This window comes from Flavobacterium sp. TC780, from assembly GCF_056783245.1.
Window position 1 is genome coordinate 30,863 of the sequence record NZ_JBXBAV010000026.1, and the last position, 13,681, is coordinate 44,543.

Sequence of the window (13,681 nt, forward strand, 5' to 3'; positions counted from 1 at the left end):
TTTCAGTCTTTGTACCTCAGAACCTTAGTGCCTTAGTATCTTTTTAAAAGAATTAAAAAAATTAAAGCTAATCAGAGCCAAAATCCATACACCAAAACCTCCATATAAAAGGACTAAATCAAAACCATGTGCCAGAGCATCTCGTGCAATTTGACCTGAAGAATCTAGAGTCGCTAGTTCAGGAAAATCTTGTTTGAGCGAAGAAAAGTTTCCTGCAGCTATTTTTTGTGCCATTGAGCGTAATGATTCCCGATCTAATGATTCAGAAAAGGCCGTTGTTAAATGAGATAAAATTCCTTCGACTAATATAAATCCCATCAAGGCTATATTAATAGACAAAGTAATTAATCGGGCACTCATATCTATACCAGATGCCATCCCTGTTCGATTACTTGACACAGAACTGGTTGTTGTATTCGTTACTGGAGTATTGGTTAAACCTAATCCGATGCCAGCCAATAGAGAACCAGGGAGCATAGTGAGCCAACTGGCATTTTCTGCAACGCTGCCATATCTCATGGCAATAAAACCCAATCCTAGTATAAAAAGGCCGAAGGGAATTATAATTCCAGAGCGATATCGAACCGAAAGATATTCTGCAAATGGAGGCATAACTAGAGTAGGTAAGGTATAAGCAAGTAACGAGAGTCCTACCGTTACAACATCATAACCTAGATAACTTTGAAAGAAAATAGGTAAATAAATTATAAATGGCCAAAAACTGAAATTCATACCGATAGAACCAAATATTGCTCCAGAAAAAGTATTGATTTTAAATACTGTAAAATCAAACATGGGATGAGGATTTGTTTTTTCGATCCATATAAAAAGGATTAAACTTATTATGGCAATAAAAATACTCATTAGAGCGATTATACTGGTGAATCCTAAATCAGGACCTTGGGTAATGAAGTAACTAAGTCCAAAAATGGAAATAGATAATGTAAGCATTCCCCAAATGTCTAATTTTTTGGCTTGAGAATCTTTAGATTCGATCACATTGTTATAAACAAGAATAGCAGCGATAATTGCTATTGGAACGTGTATTAGAAATACCCATTTCCAAGATAATAACGCTATAATTGAGCCACCAATAATAGGTCCGAAACCCAATCCAACTCCAAGGAAAACTCCCCAGATACTAAAGGCTTTACTACGTTCTTTGCCTTCTGGAAATTGATTAGATAAAGTTGCTATTTCTGAAATAAGCATTGCTCCACCACTTATTCCCTGAAAGAAGCGGCTAATGATTAATACAGTTACATTTTGTGCTAGTCCACAAATCAATGAAGAGATACTAAATGAAATTAGAGAGATGATGAGCATACGTTTTCGGCCATATCGATCAGCAAGAGTTCCAGCGGCCATTAAAACAGTGGTGCAGCCAATTGTATAAATATTCATTATCCATTGCATGTCTCTGAGATTGGCGTTCAATACTTTTTCAAGTGTTGGAAGAATTACAGGGACACTTGAAATTTCTAGTGAGAACATTAGAGTAGCCAGACAAATGGCAATCATGGCGATTCTATTTTTTGTAAAGTTTAATTTTTGGTTCATTTCTTATGTTATTTATGCTTAGCAAAAATAAACTGAATATTATATTTACTTCAGTACAATTCTACTATAAAAGAGTACCTTTACTACATGAAAAAAGAAAATATGCATCAATCTGTTGAAGTAGTTTATAAGAAAGTTAATGAATGCCCAATTGTAAATTCACAGTTTAGTTTTTTTCAGATGGTTTATGTTGTTTCAGGAAACGGGTTTCTTCATATAAATGGCAATCGTATTTCTTATCAAACAGGAAATTTAATGTTGCTTACACCAAATGATTATCATACGTTTGATATTGTAACGACTACAGAATTTTTATTGGTTAAGCTTAATAGTGAGTATGTAAAAGAATATAAGTCGAAAAGTATTGACCATATCGAGTGTTTATTGCATTACGCAACCCATTTGTCAGGTTGTATTCTGAAAAATAAAGCCGATGAGTTTCTTGTTAGGTCTATAGCTGAATCTTTGATACATGATATACAAAACAAAGATATTTATGGAGAAGATTTAGTTTCTCATTATGTGAATGCATTGATTGTAATTGCTGAGAAAAATATTGGCAAAGATAAAACCTGTTGGTATAAAAGAAAATGCAGATAAAAAAGAATCCTTGAAATCATTAATTATATTCAGGCTAATATTTTTTGTCCTCAAAAATTAAAGCTTCGGCTATAGCAGAGAAATTTGATATATCTGATACGTATTTAGGGAGTTATTTTAAGAATCATTGTGGAGAAACAATTCAGTCTTTTATCTCGAATTATAAAATTAGATTGATAGAACACCAATTAAGTTTTAGTGATATGAGAATCAATGAAATTGTAGATGAATTTGGTTTTTCAGACGAAAGTCATCTCAATAAATTTTTTAAGAAACACAGAAATATTAGTTTAACTGGTTATCGAAAGGCGAAGAGTTTTATGAACTAATAGGACTAAATTGTTTTTTTTCTACAAGTTCAGCTGAGTTAACGGATGAAGTAATTACACGAATTTTAATGGATTGGGGGTTGGCGCGGAATATTATTTTCTCAAATGACCATTAGGTCTTTTTAAAACTTAAATAATTCTATATAATCTACTTGTAATACATAGCATACCTCTTCTCTAAAGTTGAAAGCGTTGCATTAGCATTTCCTTTTTCTAATCTTGACATATTACTTTTTTCAAAATTGCTTTTGCTGCTAAATCCTGTTGAGAAATATTTTTTTCAATTCTAATTGTTTGAATTCGTTTTCCGACTTTTTGTTGTAAGCTCTGTTCCAAAATGAATTATCTTTTATGATAATTCAAATTTTGTTATATATCTGCCCTAAATAGGTTATCTTTTACGATAACTAAAACTAAAAAATATAAAATTATGGAAACGCGAGAAATTATGAAATCGGAGGATTTTAGACAATTAATCGACGGATCATTTCACAGACAATAAAGCCCATAAATGACAAAATGGATGGTTGTGCTTCAGAAATCAAAGTGTTAGGTTATTGTAGCTTTTCATGTATTATTTCTAATATGATTAAATTATGCGCTTTGGCATTAGATCATGAAGCACTTGAAATTTCAAAGGGGGGTAAAGATTCATCTATCGATATTGCATTGCTATTAAAAGTAGTTACTCAGTTGCTTCCTCTAGATGAAATCGAATTCCTGGATGAGATCAATAAAATGGTTACTACTAATTCACAACGCTAAGTAAATTCACACAAAAACCGAAGAGATTATCTTCGGCTTTTGTGTTTTTGTTTGCTTCTGAAAAATTAAAAAGAAGTGAGTGCTTTTAAGTCTGCAATAGTAGCTGTTGGGTTTTCGGCTTTAAAAACGTAACTCCCAGCTACTAGAACATCAGCTCCAGCTTCTACTAATTGTTTTGCATTTTTATTGGTGACACCACCATCAATTTCTATGATAGTGGCGATTCGTTTTTTCTAGTAATTAGATTTTTTAGCTTTTTTACTTTTTCATAGGTGTTTTCAATAAATGATTGTCCACCAAGAACAGGATTTACACTCATGATGCAAACTAAATCAATGTAGCTGATGACATCTTCTAGTAAATCAATGTTTGTATGTGGGTTAATTGCTACTCCAGCTTTCATCCCTTCAGCTTTAATAGCTTGTAGGGTTCTATGAAGATGTGTACAAGCTTCATAATGTACACTTAATATGTTTGCGCCCAAGTCAGCAAAAGTTTTAATATATATTCGAATTCAGGATCAATAATCATTAAGTGAACATGGATGGTTTTTTTAGCATGTTTATTTATTGCTTCTAAACTGGCATTCCAAAAGAAATGTTTGGAACAAAAACGCCATCCATAATGTCAATATGAAACCAGTCGGCTTGACTGTTGTTAATCATTTCGATATCACGTTGTAAGTTTGCAAAATCGGCTGCAAGAACTGACGGTGCTATTAGTGTATTTTTCATTGTGTAGTTGTGTGTTGTGTTATTTTTTGCAAAGGTAATTTTTTTAACCGCAAAGTTCGTAAGGATTTATGTAAAGTTCATTAGGGTATTTTATACTGTTTTTTTAACCGCAAAGGGCGCAGTTCCGATAACTATCGGGATATGCAAAGTTTACAAAGCTGATAAAATATTTAGCTTTGCGTCTTTTGCGATTAAATAGCAATAGGTTAAATTTCAATATAAGTTATGAAAATCCTTCAGGTGCTAAAAAAATAAAACTCCGGTAATCAGCCGGAGTTTCAATCATCAATCAAAAAACGAACAGTCAATCAAACTGTTGTTTGCGTTAAAAACATTTCAAGTTTAAAACTTTCAGGTTACTCAAAGCAACCTGAAATCTTAAATCTGAAAATATATATTATTATCCTAAGTAAGTTTTAAGAATTTTACTTCTTGAAGTATGTTTTAATCTACGGATTGCTTTTTCTTTAATCTGACGTACACGCTCACGAGTTAAGTCGAAAGTTTCACCAATTTCTTCTAGAGTCATTGGGTGTTGGTCTCCAAGACCAAAGTATAAACGAACTACATCTGCCTCTCTTGGAGTTAATGTTTCTAATGAACGTTCGATTTCTGTACGTAATGATTCGTGAATTAACTCTCTGTCTGGGTTTGGTGACTCACCTGAACGTAATACATCGTAAAGGTTTGAATCTTCTCCTTCTACAAGAGGTGCATCCATTGATAAGTGACGACCAGAGTTTTTCATTGACTCTTTTACGTCATTTACTGTCATGTCTAGTTCCTTAGCAATTTCTTCAGCAGATGGCGGGCGCTCATTAGATTGCTCTAATAAGGCATACATTTTGTTGATTTTATTGATAGAACCAATTTTATTTAAAGGTAAACGAACAATACGAGATTGTTCTGCTAGTGCTTGAAGAATCGATTGACGAATCCACCAAACTGCGTATGATATAAATTTGAAACCACGTGTTTCATCAAAACGCTGTGCAGCTTTGATCAAACCTAAATTTCCTTCGTTTATTAAATCGGGAAGTGTTAACCCTTGATTTTGATATTGTTTTGCCACCGATACAACAAAACGTAAGTTGGCTTTTGTTAATTTCTCTAATGCTCTTTGATCACCGGCTTTAATCTTCTGTGCTAACTCTACTTCTTCGTCAGCGGTAATTAGGTCAACTTTTCCAATTTCTTGTAAATATTTGTCTAATGAAGCAGTCTCACGATTGGTTACCTGCTTGGTGATTTTAAGTTGTCTCATGTTTTTGTCTCCTCAATTTTTAAGTGTACATATGGTTATACGTATAGAGTTGCAAAAAAGTTACAATTAAATTAAAAATATTTTACATTAATAATTCATCTATTTGATTATTTGGTTTTTAATGTAATAATCTTTTTTTTTTTGAATCGTATGATTGTGAAATAAAATTCAGTTAGAGCAAGAAAAATAAAACTCCGGTAATCAGCCGGAGTTTCAATCATCAATCAAAAACGAACAGTCAGTCAAACTGTTGTTTGCGTTAAAAAAGTTTCATGTTGTTTTGAGTAACTTGAAACCTAAAACTTGAAACCAAATATTATTATCCTAGATAAGTTTTAAGAATTTTACTCCTTGAGGCATGTTTTAATCTACGGATTGCTTTTTCTCTGATCTGACGTACACGTTCGCGAGTTAAATCAAAAGTTCCTCCAATTTCTTCTAGTGTCATTGGGTTTTGGTTTCCAAGACCAAAATACAAACGAACTACATCTGCTTCTCTTGGAGTTAGTGTGTCTAATGAACGCTCTATTTCTGTACTCAATGATTCATGAATTAATTTTCTGTCTGGATTTGGAGACTCATTAGAACGCAATACATCGTAAAGGTTTGAATCTTCTCCATCTACAAGAGGGGCATCCATTGATAGGTGACGGCCAGAATTTTTCATAGATTCTTTCACGTCGTTTATTGTCATGTCTAATTCTTTTGCAATTTCTTCAGCAGATGGGGGGCGCTCATTAGTTTGTTCTAATATTGCATACATCTTGTTGATTTTATTGATGGAGCCAATTTTGTTTAAAGGCAAGCGGACGATACGTGATTGCTCTGCTAGAGCTTGGAGTATCGCTTGACGTATCCACCAAACAGCGTATGATATAAATTTGAAACCACGCGTTTCATCAAAACGCTGTCCTGCTTTAATCAAGCCTAAATTTCCTTCGTTTATTAAGTCGGGAAGTGTTAACCCTTGATTTTGATATTGTTTTGCCACTGATACGACAAAACGTAAGTTGGCTTTTGTTAATTTCTCCAATGCATCATGATCACCAGCTTTAATTTTTTGTGCTAGTTCTACTTCTTCTTCGGCGGTAATTAGGTTAACTTTTCCAATTTCTTGTAAATATTTGTCTAATGAAGCAGTTTCACGATTGGTTACCTGCTTTGTAATTTTAAGTTGTCTCATGATTTTATCTCCTCAATTTTTAAGTGTATGTATATAAAGTTGTGAAAAAATCACAACAATTCAGAATGTGTTTTTACAAACGCTATATGGTCTTTTAATAAAAATATCTAATAATAATTTGTGCGTTCCAATTGCTTTTCATCTGGCACTTCTTCTTCAAGGTAACGCTCTATGCTGTCATCTAATTCTTTCATCCAAGGGGTATGGTGTTTTTCTGCTTTGCATTGGTCCATTACAGAGGTGTATACTTTATCTCTATAGGTAAGTACATTATCTTCCTTGTCCTGAATCCAGCTTTTAAACATTACCGCTACCTGATCTATATTAAAAGTTGGATAGTCGGTTCTTTCAATCAAATCACGAATATATTCTGTTTGAAAATCGACATGATCAAAAGGTGTTTTTGCATCTTCTTCTCCTTGTAACCATTTTTTAATATCTGCCGTACGTTCTGTTTTAGCAGGTAATTTTATTTTCCCTAGTATCAGATCTCGGGCATACCAAGCTTGGGCGTCGAACATATTAAATGTGTAATATTGATCTTGCATTCCTAAGAAAATTAGTTTTGTAAGTTCGTTAAAAACCACTCCTTTATAAAGTTGATCTGGATATAGGCAGTTTTTAGTTTTTACTTTTAAGTTATCAGGTAAAAATGGAAGTTTATGTTGGTATCCAGTGCAAAGTACCACCGCATCAAACGCTTTGCAAGTACCATCTTTAAAATAGGCTGTATTGCCATCAAAATGTGTTACTAAAGGTAGTTCTTCAATTCCTTGAGGCCATTTTGATCCTATGGGAGTTGTGCGGTATGAGATTGTAGCAGATTTACTTCCATGTTTGTAGCATTGTACTGCGATATCTTCTGCTGAATAACTGCTCCCAATCAATAAAATATCTTTGTCCTTAAATTGGTCTGCTCCCCTAAAGTCGTGTGCGTGCATTATCGATCCAGAGAAGTTTTCAATTCCTTTGAAATAAGGCATATTTGGTGTTGAGAAATGTCCAGTTCCTACTACTAGGTAGTCAAAGATTTCTTCAAAGGTTTTGTTATTGATTAAGTCGTCAAATATCACTCGGAATTGTTGAGTTTCTTCGTTGTAATCTACCCATCTTGCTACAGTGTTAAAGGTAATATGTTTTCTGGCTTGACTTTGTTTGATACGTCCTTCGATATAATTAAAAAGCACTTCCCGTGGAGGATAAGAAGAAATGGGTTGTCCGAAATGTTCTAAGAATGTATAATCTGCAAATTCCAAACATTCTTTAGGACCATTAGACCAAAGGTATTTATACATACTTCCATGCAGTGGTTCTCCGTGTTTTCCTACCCCAGTTCTCCAGGTGTAGTTCCACATTCCGCCCCAGTTCTCTTGTTTTTCGTAACACTTGATTTCTGGTATTTTATTGCCTTTTTTCTGTTCCGATTCAAATGCTCGTAACATAGCAAGACCACTAGGGCCAGCTCCAATAATTCCGACTTTAAAATTCATAATGCAAAAAAGTTTCTACCGCGATGAAAATCACAGTAATTAAATATAATTGTATCGTTAAACGATAGGGTAAAAGACTTATGTCTTGTAGTTTTTTGTCTTATAAACAGGTAGGGATTTCCTCTAAAGTGACAAAAGCAACTGTTCTCGGATTGAAATTAATTCCGATAAAATATGGACAAAAATATTTTAATTGAAAAAACATCCGTTATGTAAAATTTTCTTAGGATGTGTGTTTTCAAATATACGAATTAAAGACACTGATTCCTAATGGATCTTAAAAACAACCAGTTTAAGTGATTAAAAATCAGTTAATTGAAATGTATTTATGGCAATGAAGTGTTAGGGGTATTTAGAAAAACACAAGACAGCCGTCTAAACAATTAAGAAAGTTTAGGAATTACACTTATAATTGTGTTTTTGATAAAAATGACTCTATAGTGTAAAAGATCATGAGAATGCCATTTTTGATTGTTTTTAAATTAGCTGCCATCTCTTTTACTTTGAAGTTATCAGTGATATTGATGTTTAGCCTATTTTTTGAATCTTCCAAATAGGAACTTTTAAAGTTTTTAGCCGTTATTATATTTATTTCGAGATGAAATTCCTTTTTTAATTAATAATGTAGCTCCTCTTAGTAAACTAAGATCTGACGACTCTTTTAAAATAATAAATCAACTTGAGAGTTTATTTTTTCAATATAATAATCTATTTTACGAATAGCCCGATTATAGAATAGATTTTGTTCTTTGATTCCAGAAGATCCTAACGCTTTTGAGTTGATAATTTGTTGCTTGAAAAATTGATGTACATTTTTACAACTGTCTACATTATCGGTAATAAAATAACCGAGTAGCGTATAAGGAACAAACATCGTTAGTTTTTCTTCTGTTTCTATGAGCATATTATTGTTTAGTAATATTAACTCATTGTAGTATATAGTGAAATTAGAATTTGGTTTATTGCCTTTTTCTTGGATGGAATTGATGATTCTTTTTAAGTCCTTACAAAGTGCATTTGCGTTTTTTAGGTTAAGTAAACCAGCTTCGTAAAAATATAAAATCTGTTGTAAACTACTGTTTATTGTAGTGTCATTCCATACTTCATTTACAATAGCATTATCATATACATTTTTCAATTTTTGCATATATTCTGTAAAGGAATCTTCGATTACAAAATTTTCAAAACTAGCTTTTTTTTGATCTGTATTTAAAAGATTGAGCCATACAAAAGCTTTGAATTTTGATAAAATAGTTCCATCCATAAAATAGAATAGCGGAATATCCTTGTTAGAATAAAAAAGGGTCGTTTTTGGGTTTTTAGTTAAAAGTTCAATTTGTTCTGAAGAAGCTTTGAAATATTGAAGCATATCTTTTAACGTCTCTATTTCAATTGTTTTCTCCACAATAACTTTTTCTTTTTTTGAGAATAAATTATCTAATGAAATATTAAAATGATCTGCGAGTTTGATAGTTTCATCTATCGAAAATTTACTTTTTTCAGATATTCTTCGATGTGATGCATCGTAGCTAATTTCTAAAATAGATGCAACTTCGTCTATTAGAGAAGCTGATTTTGAAACTTTACTTCGAATGGCTTTTAAAAATGATTCTTGATATTTCATGATTTGCGATAATCACAAATATAAGAAATAGTTTTATTGATTTAAGCAAATTCATATGTGATAATTGCAATATGTTTGTCCTGTAATTTTAAAACAATGATTTATGAAAACGTCAATTTTAGTATTCCTGTTTTTTACATTTGGGTTTATTCATGCTCAGGACACAATCCAGATTGATACAGTTGATTCTGTAAAAACACATTCGCAGATTTTTAGCCTTTCGCCAATTTCAAAAAAAGTTGACCAAGTAAATGGGCTTGTGTTTGGTCTTGGGCATATCAATAATAAAAATATAGAGCGTCAAACAATTAATGGGATAAATATAGAAGCAAATCCAGCACCTGCCGCTGGAGCATTATATGCTTTTATGTCATTAGTATATCTACCAGAAATCATTAAGAATAATAAAAAGAACAATCTTGCCAAAGAGGCGAATGAGGTTTATAAAATTAAAAATATGAGTTATACTCCTTATTTAAGGTTGAATGGCTTGAACCTTAGTTCAGGGTGTTTTTTTACCACAACAAGTATGAATGGCTTAAATATTTCTGCTGGGAATAAATTCAACAATTTTAATGGCCTTTCGGTTACTGTTCTAGGAACTATCTCTGATAATCAAAAGGGATTGTCAATAGGTGTTTATAATGCTAATAATGATTTAATTGGTTCGACAATTGGAGTTTATAATCAATCTTATGAGTTGAAGGGATTGCATTTGGGAGTTTTTAATCAAGTACAAGTTAATAAAGGATTGCAGATTGGGATTTTTAATAAATCAAATTCTACAGGTTTTCAGTTAGGACTTTGGAATGTGAATAATAAAAGGTCAATGCCTTTTTTAAATTGGTGATTATGAGAAGTTTTTTATATCTATTAATTCTTTTGTTTTCGGAATTTACATTCTCTCAAAACGAATCTCAAGATTTGTCTGATGATTATGAAAGAATTTATATTGAAGCTGGTTTTGTTCAGCCAATCGGGAAACTTTCGGATAAGTTTGATTTATCACCATCATTTGGTTTTTGGTTTAGAAATAAATTGAATCGGGAAGATTTTATAGATTTTGGATTTAATTTTTTTATACTTAAAAAACCCGTAGGACCTAATTTTGAATATAGAGATACTATAGTTCAATATAAATCAAGTCATTTTGCAATAAATATCGGAACTCGTTTTGCAAAAGTTGTTCCTTTATCTTTGCGAAAAAAAGATTTTAATTTAGAATGGAATTCTGGAATAGGTTTGGCTTTAAATTTCTATAATGCTCCAAAAGAATTAGATTTTGAAGACGGAGAGCATACAAAAGAGGTTTTGACTACATTTTATCTATCACAAGGGATTAAACTCAATTATAAAAATGTTGGATTACAGTGTCATTATCAATGGTCTCCTTATGGATTATTTAATGATAAGATTGAGAAGAATTTTGGATCGCAGAGTTTGATGTTCGGAATTGTTTATCGACAATAGCTAAAAACGAAAAACCCCAATTCAAATAAATGAATTGGGGTTTTTTCTATAAATAAACCTTTAGTAAACTAAGATCTGATTACTCTTTTTTCTCCTCACGTGGAGGTCTTGGAAGAAGTGCTTTTCTCGACACTTTTTCTTTTCTAGTTTTAGGGTCAAGTCCAAGATATTTAACTTGGAAAACATCTCCCATGTTTACTACGTCAGTAACGTTTTCAGTACGTTCCCAAGCTAGCTCAGATACATGAAGTAAAACTTCATTTCCTGGTGCAGCAGTGTACTCTACTACAGCTCCAAAATCAAGCATTTTAATTACTTTAACTTCATAAGCTTCGCCCATTTGAGGTTTGAAAGTAATAGATTGAATTTTAGCTAAAACAGCTTCAATTCCTGCAGGATCTGTACCTAAGATTTCGATAACACCTTGTTCATCAACTTCATTGATTACAATAGTTGTTCCAGTAGCTTTTTGTAATTCTTGAATTACTTTTCCTCCAGGTCCAATTAACGCTCCGATAAAGTTTCCAGGAATAGTTCTAGTGATGATTTTTGGAGAGTGTGCTTTAACGTCTGCTCTTGGAGCAGCAATAGTCTCAGTTAATTTTCCTAAAATATGTAAACGTCCTTCACGTGCTTGCCCTAAAGCTTGCTCCATGATGTCGTAACGTAAACCATCAATTTTAATATCCATCTGACAAGCTGTGATACCGTCAGCAGTTCCAGTTACTTTAAAGTCCATATCTCCTAAGTGATCTTCATCACCTAAAATATCAGATAATACAGCAAACTTTTCGCCGTCAGTAATTAATCCCATAGCAATTCCAGAAACTGGTTTTACCATTTGAACTCCTGCATCCATCAAAGCCATTGTACCAGCGCAAACTGTAGCCATAGAAGAAGAACCGTTAGATTCTAAAACCTCAGATACAATACGGATAGTGTAAGGACAATCAGCAGGAATCATATTTTTTAAAGCTCTTTGAGCTAAGTTACCGTGACCAACCTCTCTTCTTGAAGTTCCTCTTAGAGGTTTTGCTTCACCAGTAGAGAAAGGAGGGAAGTTATAGTGTAAGTAGAATTTCTCTTCACCTTGTTCAGATGGAGAATCAATTTGGTTAGCTTCTCTAGATGTTCCTAAAGTTACTGTAGCCAATGCTTGAGTTTCTCCACGTGTAAATAAAGAAGAACCGTGTACTCTTGGTAAATAATCAGTTTCACACCAGATTGGTCTGATGTCTGTTGTTTTTCTACCATCTAAACGAACACCTAACTCTAATACTACATTACGAACAGCTTCTTTGTTTGTTTTGTAGAAATATTTAGAAACTAAATCTCCATCAGCAGCTAACTCTTCTTCAGTAAATAAAGCTTTTACTTCTTCTTTTACTTCAGCAAATGAAGCAGTTCTTTCATGTTTAGCTGAACCAACTTTTGCAATAGCATATATTTTATCGTATGCAGCAGCTTTTACTTTTTTGTAAATTTCTTCGTTTTCTTTCTCACCTTCGTAAGTACGAATTTCTTTTTTACCAAAAGCAGCTTGCAAACGCAATTGAGCCTGAATTTGAACTTTAATAGCTTCGTGAGCAAATTTGATAGCTTCTACCATTTCAGCTTCTGAAATTTCTTTCATTTCACCTTCAACCATAGCAACTGAATCCATAGAAGCACCAATCATCATGTCGATGTCAGATTTTGCTAAGTCTTCTCTACTTGGGTTGATTACAAATTTTCCATCGATACGCGCTACACGTACTTCAGAAATTAAGTTGTAAAAAGGAATATCTGAAACTGCTAATGCTGCAGATGCAGCTAAACCAGCTAATGCATCAGGCATTACTTCTTCGTCATGAGACATTAATTGAATCATAACTTGCGTTTCAGCATGGTAATCATCTGGGAAAAGCGGACGTAAAACACGGTCTACTAATCTCATTGTTAATACTTCGCTATCGCTTGGACGAGCTTCTCTTTTGAAGAAACCTCCTGGGAAACGACCAGCAGCAGCAAATTTTTCGCGATAATCTACCGTTAATGGTAAAAAATCAACATTTGGGTTAGCGGTACGAGCTGAAACTGCTGTTGCAAGTATCATCGTGTCGCCCATTCTTACTACTACAGAACCATCAGCTTGTTTAGCTAAACGTCCTGTCTCGATTGTGATGCTTCTGCCATCACCTAAATCGATTTTCTCTACAAATAATTGTGGAATCATAAATTTTTTCCTTATTGGTTATACAATGGGTTTTAGTTGTGTTGTAGTTGTTGTTGTGTGTAGTTAATGCCTAAAACCCAATGAAAAACCAAACTTTTTTTCTTTGTTTGTGTAAAAACAAAAAGAGGCACTCTCGCACCTCTTTTTTATATTGATTATTTTCTGATATTCAATACTTTGATAATCTCACGATATCTGTTGATTTCTTTTTTCTTCAAGTAATCTAACAACGATCTTCTTTTTCCTACTAGTAGTACTAATGAACGTTCTGTGTTATAATCGTGACGATTTTTTTTCAAGTGTTCAGTTAAGTGTGAAATTCTGTAAGTGAACAATGCGATTTGAGCTTCTGCTTTTCCAGTGTTTGTTGCTTCACCGTGTTTTGCGAAAATCTCTTCTTTAATTTCTTTAGTTAAATACATTCCAATATTATTTAATGATTTTTAT

Annotated in this window: 12 protein-coding genes and 1 pseudogene; 5 read left to right on the forward strand and 8 right to left on the reverse strand. The window is 32.9% G+C overall.

Annotated elements, in window-relative coordinates; genetic code table 11:
• Window positions 1-24: 24 nt before the first annotated feature.
• Window positions 25-1,560: an MFS transporter gene (locus AC1RYN_RS02560; RefSeq protein WP_481805713.1), complete on the reverse strand. Its 1,536-nt coding sequence runs from the start codon at window positions 1,558-1,560 to the stop codon at window positions 25-27.
• 87 nt (window positions 1,561-1,647) lie between these two features.
• Here AC1RYN_RS02560 and AC1RYN_RS02565 point away from each other — a divergent pair, with 87 nt between their 5' ends.
• The 3 genes from AC1RYN_RS02565 (at window position 1,648) to AC1RYN_RS02575 (ending at window position 3,254) form a co-directional block, all read left to right on the forward strand.
• Window positions 1,648-2,160: an AraC family ligand binding domain-containing protein gene (locus tag AC1RYN_RS02565; RefSeq protein ID WP_481805714.1), complete on the forward strand. Its 513-nt coding sequence runs from the start codon at window positions 1,648-1,650 to the stop codon at window positions 2,158-2,160.
• 44 nt (window positions 2,161-2,204) lie between these two features.
• Window positions 2,205-2,489, forward strand: coding sequence for a helix-turn-helix domain-containing protein (locus AC1RYN_RS02570; RefSeq protein ID WP_481805715.1), 285 nt, complete (start codon window positions 2,205-2,207; stop codon window positions 2,487-2,489).
• Between the two features lie 519 nt (window positions 2,490-3,008).
• A complete protein-coding gene (locus AC1RYN_RS02575; RefSeq protein WP_481805716.1) occupies window positions 3,009-3,254 on the forward strand; it encodes a hypothetical protein in 246 nt (81 codons plus the stop codon).
• 65 nt (window positions 3,255-3,319) lie between these two features.
• Here the strand turns inward: AC1RYN_RS02575 and rpe are convergent.
• From rpe to AC1RYN_RS02600, 5 genes and pseudogenes are all read right to left on the reverse strand, one after another.
• Window positions 3,320-3,988, reverse strand: a pseudogene (rpe, locus tag AC1RYN_RS02580) (ribulose-phosphate 3-epimerase).
• 400 nt (window positions 3,989-4,388) lie between these two features.
• On the reverse strand, window positions 4,389-5,252 hold the full coding sequence (locus AC1RYN_RS02585; RefSeq protein WP_026707723.1) for a sigma-70 family RNA polymerase sigma factor: 864 nt from the start codon (window positions 5,250-5,252) through the stop codon (window positions 4,389-4,391).
• A gap of 319 nt (window positions 5,253-5,571) precedes the next feature.
• Complete coding sequence (locus AC1RYN_RS02590; protein WP_481805717.1) at window positions 5,572-6,435, reverse strand: sigma-70 family RNA polymerase sigma factor; 864 nt, start codon at window positions 6,433-6,435, stop codon at window positions 5,572-5,574.
• Between the two features lie 107 nt (window positions 6,436-6,542).
• On the reverse strand, window positions 6,543-7,928 hold the full coding sequence (locus AC1RYN_RS02595; protein WP_481805745.1) for an NAD(P)-binding domain-containing protein: 1,386 nt from the start codon (window positions 7,926-7,928) through the stop codon (window positions 6,543-6,545).
• Between the two features lie 658 nt (window positions 7,929-8,586).
• Window positions 8,587-9,549, reverse strand: coding sequence for a hypothetical protein (locus AC1RYN_RS02600; protein WP_481805718.1), 963 nt, complete (start codon window positions 9,547-9,549; stop codon window positions 8,587-8,589).
• Window positions 9,550-9,652: 103 nt separating this feature from the next.
• Here AC1RYN_RS02600 and AC1RYN_RS02605 point away from each other — a divergent pair, with 103 nt between their 5' ends.
• Entirely contained in the window at window positions 9,653-10,399 is a 747-nt protein-coding gene (locus AC1RYN_RS02605) for an LA_2272 family surface repeat-containing protein (RefSeq protein WP_481805719.1), read from the forward strand.
• Between the two features lie 2 nt (window positions 10,400-10,401).
• Complete coding sequence (locus AC1RYN_RS02610; protein WP_481805720.1) at window positions 10,402-11,019, forward strand: hypothetical protein; 618 nt, start codon at window positions 10,402-10,404, stop codon at window positions 11,017-11,019.
• 79 nt (window positions 11,020-11,098) lie between these two features.
• Here the strand turns inward: AC1RYN_RS02610 and AC1RYN_RS02615 are convergent, their stop codons facing one another.
• A complete protein-coding gene (locus tag AC1RYN_RS02615) occupies window positions 11,099-13,234 on the reverse strand; it encodes a polyribonucleotide nucleotidyltransferase (protein WP_481805721.1) in 2,136 nt (711 codons plus the stop codon).
• Window positions 13,235-13,389: 155 nt separating this feature from the next.
• Window positions 13,390-13,656 carry a 30S ribosomal protein S15 gene (gene rpsO / locus AC1RYN_RS02620; protein WP_129537341.1) on the reverse strand — a complete coding sequence of 89 codons (267 nt, stop codon included), beginning with the start codon at window positions 13,654-13,656 and terminating at the stop codon, window positions 13,390-13,392.
• Between the last annotated feature and the right edge of the window lie 25 nt (window positions 13,657-13,681).